This is a genomic window from Bacillus sp. AFS073361 (assembly GCF_002567005.1).
Classification (GTDB): Bacteria; Bacillota; Bacilli; order Bacillales; family Cytobacillaceae; genus Neobacillus.
The window spans coordinates 37,740-59,887 of the sequence record NZ_NUZU01000015.1; the positions used below are offsets into that span (position 1 = coordinate 37,740).

Consider the following 22,148-nt stretch of genomic DNA (forward strand, 5'->3'; position numbering starts at 1 on the left):
ATACAGAATTCTTGAAATTAATGGAAAAACAAAAATTCCGCAAAATCACAGGGATTTTGCGGAATTTATACTACACTTATCTTAATACATTAAAATACCGTGCTTCCGGATGGGCAAATACGATGGCTGAAACAGAAGCTTCTGGCTCCATCATACAGCCATCTGTTAACTGAATGCCGATTTCCTCTGGTTGAATCAACTTAAATAGCTTTTTTTGATCCTCCAATTCTGGACAAGCAGGGTAGCCAAATGAAAAACGCTGACCCTGATATTTGGCCGTAAAACGATCCTGCATGCTGAAATCAAGTGGATCTGGGAAGCCCCAACGGTCGCGCATTTGACGGTGAATTAACTCGGCAAAACCTTCCGCCGTCTCTAATGCCAGCGCTTGGAGGGCATGGGACTCTAAAAAGCGTCCATCCTGCTTAAATTGCTCTGCTTTTTCACGGATTCCTCTGCCAGCTGTAACCGTAAAGAAGCCGACATAATCTTTCTCCCCACTGTCCACTGACTTAAGGAAATCAGCTAAACAAAGATGTGGTGCCGATTCCTGGCGTGGGAAGTCAAATGTTTCAATGACCTCGTCTGGATTTTCAGGATTAAAGATTAGCACTTTATTACCATCCGCTTGTGCTGGGAAAAATTGATAAGCAGCAGCTGGAGAAATCCAGCCGTTTACCCGCGCATCAGTCAATAACTGGTCAACGACTTCTTTCACCTTAACCGCTTTTTCATCCTTTTCGGCTAATAACCTGGCAATTTTCCCTTTCACACCAAGATGGTGACCAATCAACATTTGCATATTGATATATGGTTCAATATGAGAAAGGGAATATGATTTAAGGACATGCCGCTTTGTATCCATTGGCGTAAAGACAGGAACCTGGGTCGACACGGCTGGCTTCGGTTTTACAGCAACGGAAACAGAGGAAGGGCGCTCAAACTCTCTAGGAATAGCTAGAGATTCTAATTTTTCATTTTTCTCTTGCATTAATTTCTGAACTTCCTCTTCTGAATTCAATTGATTCGCAATCGAAAGACCGGTCATCGCATCTTTGGCATAAAGAACAAGTCCATCATACTCCTTGGCAATCTTCGAATCAGTGAACTTCCGAGAAAGGGCTGCTCCTCCAACCAGAATAGGGATGGCAATACCGGATTCCTTCATATCCTGTGCTGTTAACACCATTTGCTGTGCGGATTTTACCAGTAAGCCAGATAAGCCAACCATGTCTGGTTTTTCACGCTGAATCGCCTGGACTAAATCGGTTGGATTGACCTTAATCCCAAGGTCGATTACTTCATAACCATTATTGCTGAGGATGATATCGACGAGGTTCTTCCCAATATCATGAACGTCACCTTTGACCGTAGCTAAAATGATTTTTCCTTTAGAAGCAGACACATCGCCTTTTTCCATGTGTGGCTCTAAATGCGAAACGGCAGCTTTCATAACTTCTGCACTTTGAAGAACCTCGGCAACGATGAGCTGATTATCGTTAAAGAGACGGCCAACTTCCTTCATCCCTTCCATTAATGGCCCATTAATAATATCCAGCGGGGCAGGGTAGGTTTCAAGGGATAGGTCTAAATCTGGCAGTAATCCTTCTTTTGTTCCCTCCACCACATAATAGGCGAGCCGCTCGTCAAGAGTCATATTTGGAACAGTGGATTTCGATTCTTTCTTTTTGCCGCGATAAAATTCCGTAAAGGTAGCCAGCGACTCATCGGTTGTATCAAAAAGAAGCGCTTCTGCTAATTGAACTTCTTCTTTAGAAATGGAAGCAAATCTCTCTAGTTTTTCCGTATTAACAATTGCATAATCTAGTCCTGCTTGGGTGCAGTGGTATAGGAATACAGAATTGAGAACTTCTCTTCCGACTGGAGGAAGCCCGAAGGAAACATTACTAATGCCAAGGATGGTTTGTACCTCTGGTAAATGCTCCTTAATTAACCGGATCCCCTCAACCGTAGCCTTGGCGGAACCGATATATTGTTCATCGCCAGTCCCAACAGGAAACACGAGCGGGTCAAAAATGAGATCCTGTGGTTTTAGACGATATTTATTGACAAGAAGATCATGGGATCGTTTCGCAATCTTCAGTTTTTGCTCGGCCGTTACCCCCATGCCTTCCTCATCGATGGTGCCGACAACCACAGCTGCACCGTAGCGATGGATTAATGGAACTACCGCTTCAAAGCGTTCTTCGCCATCTTCGAGATTAATGGAATTGATAATGGCTTTACCTTGTGAATATTTAAGCGCCCGCTCAATAACCTTTTCATCAGTAGAATCGATAACAAGGGGAGCCTTTACTTTCTTTACCACTTCTTTAATAAAGTTTTCCATATCAACCATTTCTTCACGGTCAGGGTCGGCAAGGCAGAGGTCAATGACATGCGCACCGCCTTTGACTTGAGCACGGGCAATCTCTGCTGCTTCCTCGAATTTCCCCTCCGTGATTAAACGTTTGAATTTGCGTGAGCCGATTACATTTGTCCGTTCACCGACCATAATTGGTCTTAGTGTAGGGTCATCATAGATAAATGGTTCAATACCTGAGACCATATGAACGGCATTTGGCTTAAATTCTCTCGGTTGGAATTCCTTCATCGCATCTGCGATGGCTCTTATATGGGCAGGAGTCGTTCCACAACAGCCGCCAACAATATTCAGCCAGCCATGAGCAGCAAAATCAGCCAGCTTTTTCGCTAACGTCTCAGGTGTTTCGTGATAATGTCCTTCTTCATCAGGCAAACCAGCATTTGGATAGCAGCTTACAGCTGTTGATGCCAAATCTGCAAGTGAGCGGACATGGTCCTGCATGAACTCAGGACCTGTAGCACAGTTAAGTCCAACAGCAACAGGTTTCATATGCTCAACGGAGATAAAAAACGATTCAATTGATTGTCCTGCAAGTGTTGTCCCCATTGGCTCAATTGTTCCCGAAATAAACAGCGGCAGTGTTTTCCCCGTTTTTTCGAACGCCCGCTCAATCCCAACATAGCCTGCTTTTACATTCAACATATCTTGACTTGTTTCAAGCAGTAGTAAATCAACACCGCCATCAATGAGACCAATCGCTTGTTCTTCGTAGGAGGCAGCCAGGGCATCAAAAGTAGTTCCACCCGTGACACTTAATGTTTTTGTTGTCGGTCCCATCGATCCAGCCACATATCGAGGCCACTCATCTGTTGATACTTTGTATGCTTCCTTCACAGCGAGAAAGGCAGCGATTTTATTGATCTCATAAGCTTTAAAACCAAGTTCATATTCATCGAGGACCAAGCTTGTCGCCCCGAACGTATTTGTCTCGATGATGTCTGCCCCAGCTTCTAAATATTCGCGGTGAATATTAGCAATAACCGAGGGTGCAGTTAGAACAAGGTTCTCGTTACATCCCTCGTACTGCTCGCCGCCGAAGTCTTCCGCTGTCAGATTTGCTTCTTGGATCATTGTTCCCATCGCCCCGTCCATGACGAGGATTCGTTTTTTGAGTTGTTCAGTAAATGGTGTTTTCGGCATAGTTGCTCCTCCTCAATTCACTTGAACGCTGACGAGTATATAACGCCAATTCAGCGGTTAATTCATAGCGTAAAAATGGGGTAATCAAATAAATTCCGTTAAATAAATCGAGTGCAGTATCGATAAGTGATTTAGTTATTTCAATTCCTTCACGCGCTGCCTGTTCGGGATTATCGTTGAACATTGCCATTCGGTTCCGGATTGAATCAGCAATTTTGATTCCCGGCACTTCATTATGAAGGAATTCGGCATTTTTACTGCTTGTCAGCGGCATAAGGCCTATATAAATAGGTGCATCAAGATGTTTGGTCTGCTCATAGACTTCGATTAATTTTTCCTCCGAAAAAACAGGCTGGGATATAAAGTAATCAGCACCGTACTGTATCTTCTTCTCTAATCTCTTTACCGCTTTTTCAACAGAGCGAACATTTGGATTAAAGGCTGCAGCAATACTAAAAGACGTCTTTTGCCCCAAATCCTTTCCAGAAAAAGATAAGCCTTCATTTAATTGTTTAATCATCTGGATCAATTCAAAAGAAGAAACATCATAAACAGAAGAAGCACCAGGGAAATCGCCTACTCTTGCAGGGTCACCTGTAATCGCTAAAACATCATTCATGCCAAGCGTATGAAGCCCCATTAAATGGGATTGCAAGCCAATGATATTGCGGTCACGGCAAGCAATATGGATCAGCGGACGCATTCCTAATTTTTCTTTCACCAAATATCCTAAAGATTCGTTTGATATACGAACCGTTGCAAGAGAATTATCAGCTAAAGTAATCGAATCAATCCCTGCTTCTTTTAGGGCTTTGGCTCCTTCGAAGAACTTAGTTGTATCTAGTTTTCTAGGAGGATCTAATTCTACAATCACCGATGGCCTTTCTTTCACGATTTCATGAAGGGGAGTGAACTCCCTTTGTGGAGAAAGTTGATCAACGATAATTCTCTTTGGTTTTAATTTTACTATTTTTTCAGTAATCGGAACACTATTCTTTAATTCAGCTGCAAAGGCTTTAATATGTTCTGGCGTTGTACCGCAGCAGCCCCCAAGTAATCGAACGCCTTGGCTGCGGAAAGCCCGTGCTGAATTTCGAAAATAATCGGCATCTCCCTCGTAATGAAATTTACCATCTGTATAGGCAGGGAGACTAGCGTTTGGATAGGCAGATAAGTAGGCTTGTTTAGGTAGTTCGATCTGCTCCAAGGCTAACAACATATGATGGGGACCAAGCCGGCAATTAAGTCCGACTACATCTGCCCCAAGCGCTTCTAGTCGCTGTAAAGCGTCATTGACAGGCGTACGATCTTGTAAAAAACCCGGCTCTTGATGAGAAACCTGGGCAATGATTGGCAGTTTTGTTTCCTTTCTAGCAATGGTTAGGATTGTCTCAAGCTCTTCCAGATTATAATAGGTTTCGAGCAATAGGCCATCTACTCCTTCTAGAAGAAGACAATACAATTGTTCACGGAAACTTCGTTTTAATTCTTCAATCGAAACTGAATCTGGTTTAACTCCGCGGTTGCCGCCAATCGTTCCAAGAACGAACGTATTGGACTTGGAAGCAGCTTGTTTTGCCAATCGGACAGCAGCACTGTTAATTTCCTTGACGGAATCCTCTAAACCGTACCTTTGCAGCTTAAGGTAGTTTGCTGCATAGGTGTTGGTTTGAATCACATCAGCTCCGGCATCAATATAGGCTTTATGGATGGATTGAATGTGGTCTGGCTGGGAAAGATTCAATTCCTCCAAACAACTATCCTTACCGTAGGAATACAATAGAGTTCCCATGGCGCCATCGGCGATTAAGATTTGATTTTTTAATTTTTCTAAAAAGCTCATGATGATTCTCCTTGTTGTAATACCAACTGATTCTTACGAACATGTTCTAGAGCCTGTGAAAAATCCTTTATCAAATCATCAGGATTTTCTAGTCCAACCGATAAACGAACAAGACTATTGGTAATCCCGCGCTTTTCTCGATCTTCTTGAGGCATTGCAGCATGGGACATTTTTGCCGGGTAAGAAAGAATAGATTCTACTGCTCCAAGACTGACAGCAAAAACAGGTATTTCCACGTTTGCTAAAAAGGTTCGCAGTGCATCTTCATTTGCCAATTCAAAAGATAGGACAGCTCCAGGTCCTGCTGCCTGTTCCTTTTGAATTTGATATTGCGGATGACTTTCAAGTCCCGGATAATGGACCTTATCAACAAGCGGGTGTGCATTTAAAAACTCTGCTAGTTTGATAGCTGAATTTTGAGATTGTTCCAAGCGTACGTGCAGTGTCTTGATTCCTCTTAATACTAGCCATGCATCTTGAACGCCTAAGATGGCTCCAAATCCATTCTGTAAAAAGCCTAATCTTTTCGCCAGGTCTTCGTCATTGACGACGGCAAGGCCAGCAACAACATCACTATGTCCAGATAAAAATTTCGTCGCGCTGTGCAGGACAACATCGGCACCTAGCTCTAATGGTTTTTGATGTGAAGGGGTAAGGAACGTGTTATCAACGAATGTTAATGCACCCGTCTCCTTTGCAAGGTTGCTTATTGCTCGTATGTCAGTTACTTTCATTAATGGATTTGATGGTGTTTCTACATAAAACGCTTTTGTATTCGGCTGAATAGCTTCTTTTACTTCCTCTAAATTTGTCATATCAACAAAGGTATGGTCAATTCCGAGTCGGGTGAGAACTTGCGTGACCATCCGAAATGTCCCGCCATACACATCCTCTGTAATAACAATATGATCACCTGCAGAAAGCAAGAGGAACGCTGTTGAAATGGCCGCCATCCCAGATGAAAAGGCAAATCCTTTGATTCCACCTTCGAGTTCTGCAATCACATCTTCAAGTGCTTCTCTTGTCGGATTTAAACTGCGGCCATAATCATACTTGCCAAACTGATCGAAGTCCGATTGGTGGAAGGTTGATGCATGTTGGATCGGTACACTAACCGCTCCAGTTACTGGATCAATTTTGTGCTTATTATGAAGGAGTCTGGTTTCAAAAGTATATTGATCGTGTGACATTAGGCAATCACTCCTTCTTGAACATGGATAAATGCTTTTTCTAAATCTTCTATTATGTCCTGTGAATCCTCAAGTCCGACAGAAAAACGTAATAACCGATTACAAACGCCTGCTTGAATTCGAACTTCTTCTGGAATATCGGCATGTGTTTGTGTTGCCGGATAGGTAATAAAGCTTTCTGTCCCACCTAAACTTTCCGCAAAACTAATAAGCTTTAAACCTTGTAAAAATGGATTAACCCAAGTTTCGTCTTTGATCCTAAAGGAAACCATTCCACCTCGGCCAGGGTAAAGGACATCTGTTACCGCATCATGCTCCGAAAGAAATTCGACGATGTTTTTTGCATTTTTTTCATGTCGTTCCAACCGAAGGGACAATGTTTTCATTCCGCGCATTAATAACCACGAATCAAATGGACTTAGCACCGCTCCAGCACCGTTATGGTGGAAGGCCAATGCTTCACAAAGCTCTTTCCCAGTTGCAACCACTAGACCGGCAAGGACGTCATTATGTCCTCCTAAGTATTTCGTTGCACTGTGGATGACAATATCCGCACCAAGTGTAATCGGCTGCTGCAGGAGTGGAGTATAGAAAGTGTTATCCACGATTAATAAAAGTCCGTGCTGCTTTGCAATTTTTGAAACTGCCGCAATATCAGATTCCTGCATGAGCGGATTAGTTGGTGTTTCTAAGAAAATAGCTTTTGTTTGCGGGGTAATTTTCTTTTCAATCTCATCCGGACAACAGGTATTCACATATTGAGTCGTTAAGCCCCATTTTTTATATCCCTGTTCTAATAGGCGGTAGGTACCTCCATATAAATCTTCACTGACGATCCATTCGTCACCAGATTCAAATAATGCAAGGATAAGTTGAATGGCCGCCATACCAGAACTGCATGCATATCCCTGATCCGCATTCTCTAAATCAGCAATTGTTTTCTCAAGGAGCTGGCGTGTTGGATTTCCTGTTCGCGTATAGTCAAAGCCAGTTGATTGGCCAATACCCTCATGGCGGAAGGCCGTTGAAAAGTATACAGGTGGGTTAACCGTTCCAGTAGTTGTTTCACTTCGGTTACCTATTTGGGCAAGTTTCGTATCGATTTTGTACATGATGGACACTCCTTAGTAATAAAAAATGAATATAATTTTTCACATTAACGCGATTGAGTAATAAAGCTTTTTGATAAATAAAAAAAGTCTTCTTATAAGAAGAAGACTTTTGTATGCACAACGCACTGTCATTCTTCTTATCTAGCAAATTAATAAATTTGCAGGACTTAGCACCTTTTCAATGAGAATAAACATTGAAGGTTGCTGAGGTGTCACAGGGCCCTTCCCTCAACCTCTCTTGATAAGAAAACAATTATTTAGATTATTTATAAAATTTACTACAAAATTCTTGTTATGTCAAATTTGTTTTTTATTTTAATATCTATAAATAGTTCCATAAATATCATGTAAGTATTTAGGGAAAGTTGGCGAATGATGTTGATATATCAGCTATTTTCATAGTATTTGACTACATTAATTAGTTTTAGTTCAGGTGATAAATGGAATATAATTACATTGTTCTTAATTAAGAACGCGAATAAAGAGGGGGGACTAAAAGAAGAGGTCAAATAAAAAGCTTTTGTTGAGAATTAAACTAGAGAGCAGGAGGATTTTTAAATGTTGAGTAGTTTTAAAAAACGGTTATCTGTAACATTAGTTTTTGTACTGGCATTGTTATCCGCGATGCAAAGTGTGGTTTACGGGGCGGAAGAACCAAAGACGGAAACCATTAAGGAAAAACCTTTTCCTACCAAACAGGCCCGGACATTTTCAATCGCCTCACTTTATGGTGGGAACATAGGAAATGATTTTATCCAGGCTCAAGTCGGTTCTGATGGAAGATTCAATGCAGGACTTAAAGAAGAGGGTGCAGAAAGATGGTTTAATCTCATTTATAGTTGGCCATCAAGCCCAGGAACCTCTTTTACAACGTTAAAAGTCGATGGGAATACCCTAATCTATGGTAACCAGCCTGATGGTCAGTTTACCCAAGCTCCAGTTAATAATGATGGAAATACAAAAAATGAATCTGTATGGAAAACTGGCGACATAGCAGTAAAGCAAGTCTTACAGGCCGGAATAAATCCGGCAACAGGTCTGCCTGATGCATTACAGATTAGGTACATTATTACAAACACAGGAACGGAAAACCATGATGTTGGTTTAAGAATGATGTTGGATACAATGGTTGATGGAAATGACCAAGCCCCATTTAAAGTTCCGGGAAATGGAGAAGTTGAATCTATCAATTATGAAAAGGATTATTCTGGAAGTTCAGTCCCTGCATTTTGGCAAGCGTTCAACAACTTCAATAATCCAGATATAAGTGCTCAATATTCTATGAGCGGACGTGACGCTACTGCCCCAGATCGATTTGCCATAACAAACTGGGGAAGAATTTCTGGTACTGAGTGGGACTATACTGTTACACCTGGTATGAGAACAGGTGATAGTGCCGTAGGAATGTGGTGGGAACCTAAAACATTAGCACCAGGAGAACAAAAAATTATAACTACTTATTATGGTAGACCAGGTGTCGGTGGAGACAGGGCACTTGTTTTAAGTGGAAGACAAAGATTAACATATGATGAATGGTCTTCTGCTCCTTTTAACATAATTTCTTATTTTACAAATAACACTCAAACAACTCAAAATAATGTAAGGTTAGTTCTTGAAGCAGATTCAGGAATCAATCTTGTTAATAATGATTCCGATCATTCTATAGGAACTGTAAATAGCGGTTCAACGACTCAATCCGCATGGAGTCTTAGAGCAACAACACAAGGACGACATACGATTACAGTAAAAGCATATACAAATGGTTCGAATGAACCTTTTGCAACTGCAGAATATCAAGTAGAAGCATTAGAGCCAGTTGTACCAACTAATATTACCCTTGGTGGCAGCCAGGGCACCTCTAATGATGGAACACCAATTGCTGGGCGGGTTAGTCCGTTAACGGTAAATGCAGACTTTGATAATCCAAGAGCTATTGGAGTGACGTTGATTGCGACAGATGGAGATGGTACAAGATATGAGCATGAAATGGATACTACAAATGGCGTGGATTGGAAGCATACATTTACACCAAGCCAAGTAGGCTTATGGGAATCGCCAATGACTATAAAGGTAGTTCCTCGATATGCAAATGGAACGACGGGTACTCCGTTAGAATTCCCAATCCAATTAATTGATCCAAGCGGATTTATTTATAATGGAAATAAAGGGGAAGATTGGCGCTTACCTGGAGCAAAGGTTATATTACAGTACTTTGATCCTGAAGTTGATACTTGGGTAAATATGAGTGAGGAAGCATATCCAGGCAGAATGTCGCCTATTACCAATCCTCAAATTACTGGCATTGATGGAAGATATGGATGGGATGCAGCTGCTGGAAAATATCGGGTAATTGTAAGTCGTCCTGGGTTTGAGACAACAACTAGTCATGATGTGGTTATTCCGCCTCCAGTCACTGATTTAAACGTAGCTCTAACACCGACAGACAATGATAAACCTATCATCTCTGCTACAGGAGTTACTAATGGTACATCTTATACCGCGCAGGTTACAGTTAACTTCTCTTCTACTGATGACGTAGCAGGGGTACGTTACATTACGTATAAGATTGATGGAAATAATGAGGTTAAAACAAATGGAGACAGTGTAAGCTTACCAGCAGTAAGTGCTGTTGGAAATCATACCATTACTTTAACCTCAATGGATCATGCTGGTAATGAAACAGTAAAAACTTTTAATTTTGAAATTAAGAACCCGGATCAACAATCCGAAGATATGATGCCAATCGTAACTGCAGCTGTAGAAAAGAGTCTATCAACACAAAATAGTATAAAGGCTGCTTTGGATAAGATTAATACAAATCAGGCAAAAACTTTAATAAATGAAGAATTAAATAAAGCAAAAGCATCAAACGCCGAGGCGAAAGTAAAAATTACAAGATTAAAAGAACTTTTAGCTGCATATAACGGTACGAAAATACCTGCAAGCCAATTAACCGTTCTCCGAAATAATATGCTTTTAGCTGAGCAGCAAAACGTTTTAGCAGCCACAAAACTAGATGAGGGTATAAATACAAGCTCACTGTCAACATCGAAAGCTCGTACTAATGAAGCATTGAAAGCGAATGCCTATTCACTTAACTACTTAGAATATATAAAAGCCAACTTAAAAGCATATGGAATAAAATAAAAATACAAGAAAGTATATTTAGGGACCTATTACTTTTAGAAGTTTAGGTCCTTTTTACTGTTTGTAGATATAAATAAGCCTTTTTTAAACAATAATGTACTAAATCATTATGGAAATTAAATTTGAACAACTTTAGATTTTATTTTCTATTTTGTGATATATAGTTGACACTAATTAGGAGAGGTGGTATTTTATAAGTATAATCGTTCTTCATAAAGAACGAACGATTCTTTATTGTGATTATTATGCAAAAGAAGTATCAATACATATTTCACTGATATATTAGTAATCTTCAAGTTTATCAAACTACACTAGCGTGAACAGAACCAGGAGGAGCCAATGAGTGCAATTGTAGGGATTGTTCATTTTAATAAACAACCTGTAAATATTGAACATGGAAGAAACTTAATGCAGTCTTTAGAAAGCTTCCCTGCAGATGATGTTCAAGTTTGGTGTAAAGATAATGTTTTCCTAGGGTGCCATGCACAGTGGATTACTCCGGAATCTATCGGTGAAAAACTGCCGTTTTATGATTATGAAAGACAATGTGTAATAACGTCAGATGCAATTATTGATAATCGTGATGAATTATTTGAGAGATTGCAAGTAGAAAAATCTCATAGAAAAACGATATCTGATAGCCAATTAATATTAAAATCCTATTATAAATGGGGTGAAGATTCACCAAAATATTTAGTAGGTGATTTTGCATTCGTTATTTGCGATAACAATAAAAAGCAGGTTTTTGGAGCGAGAGATTTCGCAGGAGCAAGGACACTTTATTATTTCAGTGACCAACAAAAACTGGCCTTTTCAACAACCATTCAGCCGTTATTTTCGTTGCCATATATTAAGAAAGAATTGAACCAGCAGTGGCTTGCGGAGTATTTAGCAATACCTGATTTGTTTGATTCAGTGGATACAACTTCAACAGTATATAAGAATATAAAACAAATCCCTCCCTCCCATACCTTGTTAATAAAGGGGGACAAGGTAACACTACGAAATTTCGCAGCAGTAACTATGGGAAAATCGCTACAATTAAAGTCAAACGAAGAATATGAGGAAGCATTTCGTGATGTGTTTCAGTTATCTGTAAATGCTAAGTTACGTACCCACAAACAGATTGGTTCGCACTTAAGTGGTGGATTGGATTCTAGTTCGGTAGTTAGCTATGCTGTCAATACGTTACGTAAGGAAAATAAACATTTACATACGTACAGTTATATACCTCCTAATGATTTTGTTGATTTTACACCCAAATACAGAATTGCTGATGAGAGGCCGTTTATACAATCAACAGTAAGACACGTGGGGAATATTAATGATAACTATTTGGATTTTGAGGGAAAAAGTCCGCTATCTGAATTAGATGATTGGCTTGAAATTATGGAGATGCCATACAAATTTCTTGAAAATTCGTTTTGGATGAAGGGGGTTTTAGAGAAGGCCCACAGTCAAGGGGTGGGAGTGTTATTAAGTGGGGGAGGAGGAAACTTTACAATTTCCTGGGGTCCCGCTTTAGAGTATTATGCACTTCTTTTAAAAAAATTCAGATGGATGCGACTTTATCATGAAGCAAATCTTTATTGTAAAAACACAGGAGCAAGAAAATCTAAAATTATTTCAGCAATTGGAAAAACTGCATTTCCATCTGTTTACCAGATGTTATCATCGAACGAAATATTTCCGTTTCCACTAACAATTAATCATGAATTTGCAAGGGAAGCAAACGTTTTTGAAAAATTAAAAGAGCAAGGTATTGATGTAACAGGTTCTTCTATAACTAATCCTTATAATGAAAGAAAAAAGTGGTTTGAAAATGGATACTATTGGAATGCGTCAGGCACGGCGCTTTCTAAATTATCACTTCGCTATTCGTTATGGAGCCGGGATCCAACAAATGATATACGAGTGATAAATTATTGTCTATCTGTACCAGAAAATCAATTTGTCCAAGATGGTTATAATCGATCTCTTATTCGTAGATCAACAAAGGGTTACTTGCCTGATAAGGTACGGTTAAACCAGCGTTTTCGAGGTATCCAGGGGGCAGATTGGGTGTATCGTATGATACCTTCATGGTATTCATTAATGGATGAATTTCATCAACTTACTAGAGATCCAATAGTATCTGAATTTCTAAATATAGGATTAATCAAATCCCTTGTTTCAAAATTTGAATCAGAACCACGTAGTGATTACGCATTTAATCCGGAATTTCGAGTGTTGATGCGTAGTTTAATAGTTTATAGATTTCTCAAAAAGTTAACTTGAAGGGAGGTGAATATATGAAAAAAGAGTGGCAAAAACCGGAATTAGAAATTCTTAACATCAACATGACAATGCTAGGAGCCAATAATGGGGGTATCGATTTAACTGTAAGAGATCCGTTTGATGGTGAAGAAGTACATTTGCATAGCTAAATATTTGTAGTTATAAACTGCCCTTATACAGTTAGAAATAGTATAAGGGCTTTCTAAAACTCATCTTGGGCATTTGGGGTGTGATAAAGTGATTGGTATTAGAGATAAGTTTATTTTTAGAGCTTTTGGACTTAGTTTATTGAGTGATATAAATCTACCTGAATTACCAACTATTATTGAACTAAAGGAAAAAGTAGATGTTGTAATTGAAATTAATGATCTGACAAATGAATGGAACGAGTTAGTTCCAAAGAATGCAAAATATCTAGTTAAAAAGAACATCATTTTATTCATGATTCCCAATACCGCAATTTTTTATATTAAGGAAGGAAAAAAAATTATTGTGGCTCCAATGAATGGAGCAGATGAAGGCAAGATTAGGCTTTACTTACTTGGTACGTGTATGGGAGCACTTTTGATCCAAAGGGGAATAATGCCATTGCATGGGAGTGCAGTGGAAATTGAAGGGAAGGCTTACGCTATTATTGGTGATTCTGGGGCAGGTAAGTCGACTCTTGCATCTGCTTTCTTAAGCAAGGGCTATAAGATGCTAAGTGATGATGTAGTTCCAGTATTCTTTTCACAAGATGATATCCCCTATGTTACCCCTTCTTATCCCCAACAGAAACTTTGGAAGGAAAGTCTAGATGAATTTGGTATGGAAACAAATAATTATCATCCAATAATTGAAAGGGAAACAAAATTTGCTGTTCCAGTTGTCTCAAATTTCTCCGAAAATGCTGTTCCCTTAGCGGGTGTATTTGAATTAATAAAGGCAGACAATAATGAAAGTATTAATATTCAAAGTATTGTAGGAATTAAACGTATGGAAATTTTATTTACACATACTTATCGGAATTTTTTAATAGAATTACTAGACTTGATGGGTTGGCATTTTACTAGTTCAGTAAAAATTTCAAAAAAAGTAGATGTTTTCAGGCTCCGTCGTCCTGCAACAGAATTTACTGCCCGAAATTTAGTGTTATTGATTCTAAATACTATACACAAGGGGACCTCTAAATGATAAAAACGCAAAATGTTTCATTGAAATTATCCATTATTCAAAGTAAAGGTAATATAGCATCTGATATGGATGGGGAAAAAGTATTAATGAGTATAAAAAATAGTAAATATTATAATTTGGGTAAATTAGGCGGTGTTATTTGGGATATAATTGAAACAAAAATATCTGTAACTAACCTGATTGCTATACTATTATCCGAATATGATATTGAGCAATCCATGTGTGAGGAACAAGTTATAACCTTTCTTGAACTTTTGAATAGAGAGGGATTAATTATTATTGGAGATGAAACCTAATTCCTAAATTGTTATAAGTATTATACTGGAAGGAATTTAGTGATATGAATAAAGTAAGGATCTTTTTGACATTAGATATTAATACAAGGTTATTCTTCTTAGAGGCCTTTATTTTTTTAGGATGGGCAAGAATTCTCAAATGTTTTCCATTTAATAAAGTTGCACCGTCCTTAGGGGAACATATGAATGAGACCTCTTTTTCTCATGAAGACATGAATATTAAAGTTCTTAAGAAAGTATCTCAGTCCATTCAGATAATGAGCCGTTATACCTTCTGGGAAAGCCAATGTCTAGTAAGGGCGATTGCAGGTATGAAAATGTTGGAAAGACGAAGAATTGAAAGCACCCTATATTTAGGCACTGGTAAGGATGAATTTGGAAGGTTTGCTGCCCATGCATGGCTTCGAAGTGGACACTACTACATTACTGGAGCAGATGGTATGGAGAAATATAATGTAGTCAGTATGTTTGCAAGAACATTTAGTAATGAAAATATTGAAGGAGAAGGCAATGAATAAAACTTTCCAACTTGACCTAAAAAGGGTTCCCGATGAATTGATATTAATATTTGATATACTCAAGAATAGTAAAAATGAATGTGAAATTACTAAAGAACAGATTAAAAATACTGATTGGGAAAAGTTTCTTAAATTGGTGATACACCACCGAGTTTACCCATTAATATTAAATTCAACCAATCCTGAAAACAATTTAATCCCTTCGCATGTAGTTCAAACCATTTCCCAAATTAACAAAAGGAACACATTTCAAATGCTTTATTTATGTTCGGAAATGGAACAAGTGAATAACAACTGTATTGAAAATCATATCCGTGTTCTATTTTTAAAAGGTCCGGTTTTAGCTGCTGAGCTTTATGGAGATGTTTCTCTTCGAACCTCCATTGATTTAGATGTTCTAATTTCTATAGATGATTTGGAAGAAATGGAGAAACTTTTAGTTAAGTCTGGCTATGTTAAAGACGATTATATCGAAACTGTATTAAGCGATTGGAAGTGGAGGCATCATCATTTTACATTTTTTCACCCTGAGAAGGGAATTAAACTTGAAGTTCATTGGAGATTAAATCCTGGCCCAGGGAAGGAACCGAAATTTGATGAATTATGGGAAAGAAAAAGAATTAGTTCATTAACAACTAGTCCACTCTATTTTTTAGGGGCAGAAGATTTATTTCTATTTCTTGTCTCACATGGAGCACGTCATGGTTGGTCAAGGCTTCGTTGGTTAATAGATATTGACCGAATCGTAAGACAAAATCTTGATTGGTCAAAATTAATAATGTTATTAAAAAAATATCATTATTTACAAATTGGTGGGCAAGCACTGGTACTAACCTCTCAATTATTAAAAACCCCAATCAAAAAGGAGATAGAAATTTTAATAAAAGGATTTCGACCTTTTCAATTAGCTCAGGGAGCAATGTTTTATTTTGAAAAAATGGTTAATCTACATACGGAGCCAGTTCCCAAAGACATAGCAAGCTATCACAAACGGCACTTATTTTCTTTAATGTCTATTCAACAAAAGTTATTTTTTATTGTAAGCTTTCTATACCCTTACCCTGCTGATGCAGAGACATTACCTCTACCAAAATTTTTCCACTTTTTATACTTTCCATTACGCCCCTTTTTATGGGCTTGGAGGAAAACTAGGAACCATGCATTGTCATAGGAGGATAGGAAATGAAACATATCCTGTATTTTACGAAGCAAATCCATTCATTTACAGGTAAGAATCTTTATATTAATCTTATAGGCATGGTTTTAATTAGCTTATTTGAGAGTGTGGGAATCTTTTTATTAATCCCATTGTTAAGTCTAACTGGAATTATGGTTGTTAATTCGAAAGGATCTTCCTTAATTTCTTGGATTTCAGGTTTTTTTGATAAAATTCCGCAATCATTGAGTTTACTCCTCATTTTAGCAGCCTATTTATTACTAATAGTTTGTCAAAGCCTTTTCGAGCAAAAACAGATGATACTAAACGCGAAAATTCAGCAAGGTTTTCTTAGATACTTAAGAGAACAAACATATCAATCCTTACTCCAAGCTAATTGGAGGTTTTTTCTGAACAAGAGAAAATCAGACATTATCAACTTAATGACTACAGAGATAGCTCGTGTTGGTGGGGGAGTGCAATTGTTTTTACAATTCCTAACCTCTCTGGTATTTACATCCATACAGGTTGGAATTGCATTTTGGTTATCAACAAAAATGACCATTCTGGTCTTGATTTTTGGATTTGCTCTCATATATTGTTCGCGAAAATTTATAAGTAAATCAAACGCATTAGGAAAAAATACTCTCCATTTATCACAAACATATTTAGCAGTTATAACAGATCATTTTAATGGGATAAAAGAAATTAAAAGTAATACTCTTGAGGAATCACATTTATCTTGGTTTCGTAATTTAAATGAAAGAATTGAAACTAATATAATTGAGTTCTTCAAATTAAAAACAATGTCTCAATTAATCTATAAGGTCGCATCGGCATTATTAATCGTTGTATTTATCTTCTTTTCTGTAAAATTGTTTAAGGCCCAGCCTGCACAATTAATACTAATTATTATTATATTTTCAAGGTTATGGCCTAGGTTTACAGGTATTCAGTCGAATTTAGAACAATTAGGATCAATCACACCATCTTTTAAGGCCGTAGTTGATTTGCAAAACCAATGCCTTGAGGCTAGGGAAATAAATGAAGGTGATTTTCAAAATATTAAACCTGTAGTTATAAAAAATGGGTTAGGATTTCAAAATATTTTTTTTAGGTACAACAAAGATCAGAATAACTATGCATTACAAAATATTAGTTTACAAATTCCAGTAAACAGAATGACTGCTATTGTAGGACGATCAGGAGCTGGAAAAAGTACATTAATTGATATTTTAATGGGTCTTAACCAACCAGAAAAAGGTGAAGTCCTAATTGACGGAAATGTCTTAAGGAAAGAAGATTTACTTTCACTTAGACGCTCTGTTAGCTACGTTCCTCAAGATCCGTTTTTATTTAATGCAACCATTAAAGAAAATCTATTGATAATTGATCAGAATGCATGCGAAGAGCAAATGTGGGAAGCACTAGAGTTTTCAGCGGCGGCTGACTTTATTAAAAGGCTTCCTCAAGGATTAAATACACAAATAGGGGATAGAGGAATAAAGCTTTCTGGGGGGGAGAGGCAAAGGCTCGTTCTTGCCAGAGCTATTTTGCGTAAACCAGCAATTCTTGTCTTAGATGAAGCAACAAGTGCCCTTGATACGGAAAATGAGCGGAAAATTCAAACTGCCATAGAAAAATTACAAGGGAAAATGACGATAATTGTTATTGCTCACCGCTTATCTACGATAAGTAATGCTGACCAGGTAATTGTATTAGACCAAGGAGAAATTATACAGCAAGGACAATTTAGGCAACTCGCGAATGAGGAAGGGGGAACATTTAGGAGTTTACTTAAGAAGCAAATTGAGGTAAGTGTATGACTTTTTAGATTGGTAACAACCACATTTATTTTTGAAAATTTAAGTTATTCATTGACATGTTCTTTATAAAGAACTAATATTGAGAGTATAAAAACCTTCACACCAACTTTAATCAATTAATTATTTTTACCTGATAAAAACAAACTTTTCGGGGTCAATTTTTTTTGTAATGTGGTTCTATATCAAGAACAATGAAGAAAGAGAGTTTGACTAAATGTCTCAGAATAAGGTGGTTTAATGAATAATCTTGACCAATTTAATGATGTAAACAAAAAAAGAGCTAAGGAAATTAATTTAAAAGAAATATTTCAAGTTCTTAAGAGGAGATTTTGGGTAATAGTTTTAGTTACGATTCTAGCTAGTTTAGTAGGGGGAATACAAAATAACACAACCACAATTCCGCTCTATCAATCTTCCTCAAGGATCATCATAGGTGCTGATGAAGAATCAAGAAAAACTCTTCAAGTAATTGTTAGAGACTCAGTTATTTTGGATAAAGTAATAAAAGAACTAGCTCTGAATAAATCTGCTGAAGCATTGGCAGGTCAAATAAGTGTTGCAAGTGTGGAGGGCTCCCAGGTTGTAAGTATAAGTGTTATAGATTCAGACCCTATTTTTGCTGCAAAACTAGCAGATAAGACGGCCCAGGTATTTAGGGATGAAGTACCAAACATAATCGGTCAAGACTATGTACGATTATTATCCGGTGCTAAAGTTAGCTCTTCACCTATTAATCAAAGTAAAAATAATAAGTTATTTATAGCAATTATAGGTGGTTTAGTAGTTGGTATTGGTTTAGCGTTTTTATTAGAGTCCTTTGATGATAAGATTCGTTCTGTCAGTGAGATTGAATTATTGCTAGGGTTGCCTGTTTTAGGAAGGGTTTCAAAAGTAAGCAGAAGAAGTGTTAAAAAGAAAAATAATATTATGCAGATTGACTTTAATCTTAGGGGTGAGAACATTGGTAATAAATAAGCGTCAATCTTTGTTAGCTAACAAAAAAAGAACCATTGTTACTCAACTACATCCTGAATCCCGTATATCGGAGCAATTTCGGACCATACACACAAATATTAAATTTTCTATGGCTGAAGAAAAAAGTCGAATCTTCTTAATTACATCTCCTGGCGATGGTGAAGGTAAATCAACTACTGCAGCGAATCTAGCTGTGTCAATGGCACAACAGAAAGAAAAGGTTCTGTTAATTGATGCCAATATAAGAAAACCCTCCTTGCATACCTTTTTTAAGACATCAAATTCTACTGGGTTAACTGACGTTCTTACTGGCAAGGTTTCTTTTTATGAGGCGATTCATCATACTGGGATTGGAAGGTTAGACCTTTTAGTAAGTGGGATTATCAAGTATAATCCAGTCGAATTACTAGGATCACCAATGTTTCAGGAAGTACTAAAGACCGCTTTAAAATCATATGACGCCATATTAATAGATTCTAATTCACTACTTGAGGTAACAGATACCAAACTATTAGCAAATCAATGTGATGGGGTCATCTTGGTCATCCAAAACGGTAAAACGAAATTTGAAAAAGCGGCAGAGGCTAAAAAGGTGTTAGAATTTGCAAAAGCAAAATTAGTTGGAGTTGTGATGAACAAATAGTAATACATATCGGGAAAAAGGTAAGGAAATTTTTTTAACCCATTTGTTCGTTATTAAGAAAAAAACGTTTCTTTTAAGATTAATAGGGTGATTCTGGTGATGTCTCCTTGCCGTTATCTATGGAGGTACTCGGTCATGCTGTGGGTCTTTGACCTTAGACGCTAGTCGTCAATAGTGTGATGTGAGGACGGGTTAGATGCCCGGAAATTAATAAAAATGTTAATTATGTGTTCTTTACGAAGTTCATATAATTAACATTTTTTATTTTAAGGAGAAGTAAGGATGAAATGTATTATCCCAAATCAATTAAAAAAGCAGTTAGGTATATTAAACAAGATGCTAAAAGAGAACAACTTGAAGAGATTAGACAGTTAATAGAACATGCGATCAAATTAAGAAGTAAAAAAGTTGATTAGAAGATTTATTAATAAAAATTCTTTATTAAAGGGGGAACAGTATGACATACCGACAAAGATTATCCTTATTCATTTTTATCGATTCATGTATAGTCTTAACGGCTATTTTCTTTAGTCGTTTCTTGGTCAATGGTACTTTTGCAGTGGTTACCTTTCCGATAGTATTAAGTTCTGTGGTCATTTTATTAAGTCATTATTTCCTTTCATTCAAAGTCCATCTCTACAAAAAAGCCTGGGAATATGCCAGTATTGGAGAGTTATTAAGTATTTTAAAGGTCATAACAATTTCCATCCTTATTGCAGCTATTGTTCAGCAATTTATCATTCAAGAAATACAATACAGATTATTAACAGTAACTTGGTTACTCAATATGTCTTTTATTGGTGGTTCCCGTTTTTGTTGGCGAATGTTCCGGGATTCATACCTTGATAAAGCAGTAAACAAAAAGATGACCCTTATTGTTGGTGCGGGATCGGCTGGGATGATGGTTGCAAGACAACTATTAAAAAATAACGATGCAGATTTATATCCGATAGCTTTTATTGATGATGATGAAAAAAAGCATAAACTTGATATTTTAGGAATACCGGTAATTGGTGGAATTAAAGAGATTGAGGCTGCTGTTAATGAGTTAGAAATTGATAATATTGTCATTGCTATTCCGTCACTTAGTAAAAAGGAGTTAAATATGATTTTTCAGGAATGTGCAAAGACAAGTGCAAAAACGCAAATTCTTCCCATGCTTGAGGATCTGATGACAGGAAAAGTATCTGTTAAACAATTTCGAGATGTTCAAGTAGAGGATCTTTTGGGGAGAGAGCTAGTAGAATTAGATATAAATAGTATTTCTGAAAATATCACAGATAAAGTTGTTTTAGTTACTGGAGCAGGGGGATCAATTGGTTCAGAGATATGTCGACAAGTTTCAAGGTTTAATCCGGTGCAGCTTGTCTTGCTAGGGCATGGCGAAAATAGCATCTATTCGATTGAGATGGAATTAAAGGAGACATTCAAGAATACAAAAATTGAATTTATTCCAGTAATTGCTGATTTACAGGATGCAGAGAAAATGAAACTTGTAATGAGTACATATGAACCAGACACAGTTTATCATGCTGCTGCTCATAAGCATGTTCCACTTATGGAAGCTAATCCTGAAGAAGCCGTAAAAAATAATTTAATTGGAACGATGAATGCAGCAGAGGCGGCTAGTTGGAATGGAGTAAAAACTTTCGTCATGATATCAACTGATAAAGCGGTGAACCCAACGAGTGTAATGGGGGCTACCAAAAGGCTTGCCGAAATGATCATCCAGTATATGGACAGTTTAAGTGAAACGAAATTTGTTGCTGTTCGTTTTGGGAATGTTTTGGGAAGCAGAGGCAGTGTCATCCCACTGTTTAAAAGGCAAATTGAAAACGGCGGACCTGTAACGGTCACTCATCCCGAAATGGTTCGTTACTTTATGACAATCCCGGAAGCATCACGTTTAGTACTCCAAGCTGGTTCGCTAGCTAAAGGAGGAGAAATCTTTGTTTTAGATATGGGTGATCCAGTGAAAATTGTTGATTTGGCCAAAAATCTAATAAAGCTCTCGGGAAATTCCATTGATGAAATAGGGATTGAATTCACAGGAGTAAGGCCAGGAGAAAAGCTCTTTGAGGAATTATTAAAAGAAGATGAAGTCAATGAACAACAAATTTATCCGAAAATTTATATTGGTAAAGCTTCTGAACTATTAATACAAGAAATAGAAGAGATCATCTCAACATACTCAAACCTTAATAAAGAAGAAATTAGGGAAAGATTGCTAAGCCTTGCTAACTATAAAGTAAGTCTAAAACAAAAATTATCAGTTCCAGTATAGAGGAGTGTAAGAAATGAAAATAAAAAAAGCGATTATTCCAGTAGCGGGGCTAGGAACAAGATTTCTTCCCGCAACAAAGGCAATGCCGAAAGAAAGGTTGCCAATAGTAGATAAGTATACTATCCAATCTATCATCCATTCTGAATAAAGAGCTAATTAAGTAGATTTAAATAAAAGGTGGA

15 protein-coding genes, 1 pseudogene and 1 riboswitch are annotated in these 22,148 nt (G+C 37.4%); of the genes and pseudogenes, 12 read left to right on the forward strand and 4 right to left on the reverse strand.

Going from position 1 to position 22,148, the window contains the following annotated elements:
- Window positions 1-76 precede the first annotated feature (76 nt).
- The 4 genes from metH to COJ96_RS10030 are packed head-to-tail and all read right to left on the reverse strand — an operon-like array spanning window position 77 to window position 7,671.
- On the reverse strand, window positions 77-3,526 hold the full coding sequence (metH, locus tag COJ96_RS10015) for a methionine synthase (RefSeq protein WP_098572803.1): 3,450 nt from the start codon (window positions 3,524-3,526) through the stop codon (window positions 77-79).
- A complete protein-coding gene (locus COJ96_RS10020; protein WP_098572804.1) occupies window positions 3,504-5,369 on the reverse strand; it encodes a bifunctional homocysteine S-methyltransferase/methylenetetrahydrofolate reductase in 1,866 nt (621 codons plus the stop codon). The genes metH and COJ96_RS10020 overlap by 23 nt, the downstream gene beginning before the upstream one ends.
- Complete coding sequence (gene metC / locus COJ96_RS10025; protein WP_098572805.1) at window positions 5,366-6,559, reverse strand: cystathionine beta-lyase; 1,194 nt, start codon at window positions 6,557-6,559, stop codon at window positions 5,366-5,368. Before metC ends, COJ96_RS10020 begins: the two co-directional genes overlap by 4 nt.
- Entirely contained in the window at window positions 6,559-7,671 is a 1,113-nt protein-coding gene (locus COJ96_RS10030; protein ID WP_098572806.1) for a methionine biosynthesis PLP-dependent protein, read from the reverse strand. The genes metC and COJ96_RS10030 overlap by 1 nt, the downstream gene beginning before the upstream one ends.
- Window positions 7,672-7,805: 134 nt before the next feature.
- A riboswitch (SAM riboswitch) is annotated at window positions 7,806-7,919 on the reverse strand.
- A gap of 310 nt (window positions 7,920-8,229) precedes the next feature.
- Here COJ96_RS10030 and COJ96_RS10035 point away from each other — a divergent pair.
- The 12 genes and pseudogenes from COJ96_RS10035 to COJ96_RS10085 form a co-directional block, all read left to right on the forward strand.
- Window positions 8,230-10,818: a carboxypeptidase-like regulatory domain-containing protein gene (locus tag COJ96_RS10035; protein ID WP_098572807.1), complete on the forward strand. Its 2,589-nt coding sequence runs from the start codon at window positions 8,230-8,232 to the stop codon at window positions 10,816-10,818.
- Window positions 10,819-11,157: 339 nt separating this feature from the next.
- Window positions 11,158-13,095 (forward strand): lasso peptide isopeptide bond-forming cyclase, encoded by a 1,938-nt coding sequence (locus tag COJ96_RS10040; protein ID WP_098572808.1) that lies wholly within the window; start codon window positions 11,158-11,160, stop codon window positions 13,093-13,095.
- Between the two features lie 14 nt (window positions 13,096-13,109).
- Window positions 13,110-13,244, forward strand: a complete 135-nt coding sequence (locus tag COJ96_RS28220; RefSeq protein WP_142332979.1) for a paeninodin family lasso peptide — start codon at window positions 13,110-13,112, stop codon at window positions 13,242-13,244.
- Between the two features lie 88 nt (window positions 13,245-13,332).
- Entirely contained in the window at window positions 13,333-14,268 is a 936-nt protein-coding gene (locus COJ96_RS10045) for an aldolase (protein WP_098572809.1), read from the forward strand.
- Window positions 14,265-14,564, forward strand: a complete 300-nt coding sequence (locus COJ96_RS10050) for a lasso peptide biosynthesis PqqD family chaperone (RefSeq protein ID WP_098572810.1) — start codon at window positions 14,265-14,267, stop codon at window positions 14,562-14,564. Before COJ96_RS10045 ends, COJ96_RS10050 begins: the two co-directional genes overlap by 4 nt.
- 44 nt (window positions 14,565-14,608) lie before the next feature.
- A complete protein-coding gene (locus COJ96_RS10055) occupies window positions 14,609-15,082 on the forward strand; it encodes a lasso peptide biosynthesis B2 protein (RefSeq protein WP_098572811.1) in 474 nt (157 codons plus the stop codon).
- Window positions 15,075-16,253 carry a nucleotidyltransferase domain-containing protein gene (locus COJ96_RS10060; protein ID WP_098572812.1) on the forward strand — a complete coding sequence of 393 codons (1,179 nt, stop codon included), beginning with the start codon at window positions 15,075-15,077 and terminating at the stop codon, window positions 16,251-16,253. Before COJ96_RS10055 ends, COJ96_RS10060 begins: the two co-directional genes overlap by 8 nt.
- Before the next feature lie 11 nt (window positions 16,254-16,264).
- A complete protein-coding gene (locus COJ96_RS10065) occupies window positions 16,265-18,064 on the forward strand; it encodes an ABC transporter ATP-binding protein (protein ID WP_098572813.1) in 1,800 nt (599 codons plus the stop codon).
- Window positions 18,065-18,301: 237 nt separating this feature from the next.
- Window positions 18,302-19,039, forward strand: a complete 738-nt coding sequence (locus COJ96_RS10070; protein WP_098572814.1) for a YveK family protein — start codon at window positions 18,302-18,304, stop codon at window positions 19,037-19,039.
- A complete protein-coding gene (locus COJ96_RS10075; RefSeq protein ID WP_098572815.1) occupies window positions 19,026-19,682 on the forward strand; it encodes a CpsD/CapB family tyrosine-protein kinase in 657 nt (218 codons plus the stop codon). The genes COJ96_RS10070 and COJ96_RS10075 overlap by 14 nt, the downstream gene beginning before the upstream one ends.
- 457 nt (window positions 19,683-20,139) lie before the next feature.
- Window positions 20,140-21,966, forward strand: coding sequence for a polysaccharide biosynthesis protein (locus COJ96_RS10080; protein ID WP_098572816.1), 1,827 nt, complete (start codon window positions 20,140-20,142; stop codon window positions 21,964-21,966).
- Window positions 21,967-21,979: 13 nt separating this feature from the next.
- Window positions 21,980-22,102 (forward strand): annotated as a pseudogene (locus COJ96_RS10085) (UTP--glucose-1-phosphate uridylyltransferase); the annotation flags it as partial.
- Between the last annotated feature and the right edge of the window lie 46 nt (window positions 22,103-22,148).

Excerpts from the sequence above, each read along its gene's own strand:
- metH (WP_098572803.1), bottom strand. The coding sequence starts at position 3,526 with ATGCCGAAAACACCATTTACTGAACAACTCAAAAAACGAATCCTCGTC.
- COJ96_RS10020 (WP_098572804.1), bottom strand. The coding sequence starts at position 5,369 with ATGAGCTTTTTAGAAAAATTAAAAAATCAAATCTTAATCGCCGATGGC.
- metC (WP_098572805.1), bottom strand. The coding sequence starts at position 6,559 with ATGTCACACGATCAATATACTTTTGAAACCAGACTCCTTCATAATAAG.
- COJ96_RS10030 (WP_098572806.1), bottom strand. The coding sequence starts at position 7,671 with ATGTACAAAATCGATACGAAACTTGCCCAAATAGGTAACCGAAGTGAA.
- COJ96_RS10035 (WP_098572807.1), top strand. The coding sequence starts at position 8,230 with ATGTTGAGTAGTTTTAAAAAACGGTTATCTGTAACATTAGTTTTTGTA.
- COJ96_RS10040 (WP_098572808.1), top strand. The coding sequence starts at position 11,158 with ATGAGTGCAATTGTAGGGATTGTTCATTTTAATAAACAACCTGTAAAT.
- COJ96_RS28220 (WP_142332979.1), top strand. The coding sequence starts at position 13,110 with ATGAAAAAAGAGTGGCAAAAACCGGAATTAGAAATTCTTAACATCAAC.
- COJ96_RS10050 (WP_098572810.1), top strand. The coding sequence starts at position 14,265 with ATGATAAAAACGCAAAATGTTTCATTGAAATTATCCATTATTCAAAGT.
- COJ96_RS10055 (WP_098572811.1), top strand. The coding sequence starts at position 14,609 with ATGAATAAAGTAAGGATCTTTTTGACATTAGATATTAATACAAGGTTA.
- COJ96_RS10060 (WP_098572812.1), top strand. The coding sequence starts at position 15,075 with ATGAATAAAACTTTCCAACTTGACCTAAAAAGGGTTCCCGATGAATTG.
- COJ96_RS10065 (WP_098572813.1), top strand. The coding sequence starts at position 16,265 with ATGAAACATATCCTGTATTTTACGAAGCAAATCCATTCATTTACAGGT.
- COJ96_RS10070 (WP_098572814.1), top strand. The coding sequence starts at position 18,302 with ATGAATAATCTTGACCAATTTAATGATGTAAACAAAAAAAGAGCTAAG.
- COJ96_RS10080 (WP_098572816.1), top strand. The coding sequence starts at position 20,140 with ATGACATACCGACAAAGATTATCCTTATTCATTTTTATCGATTCATGT.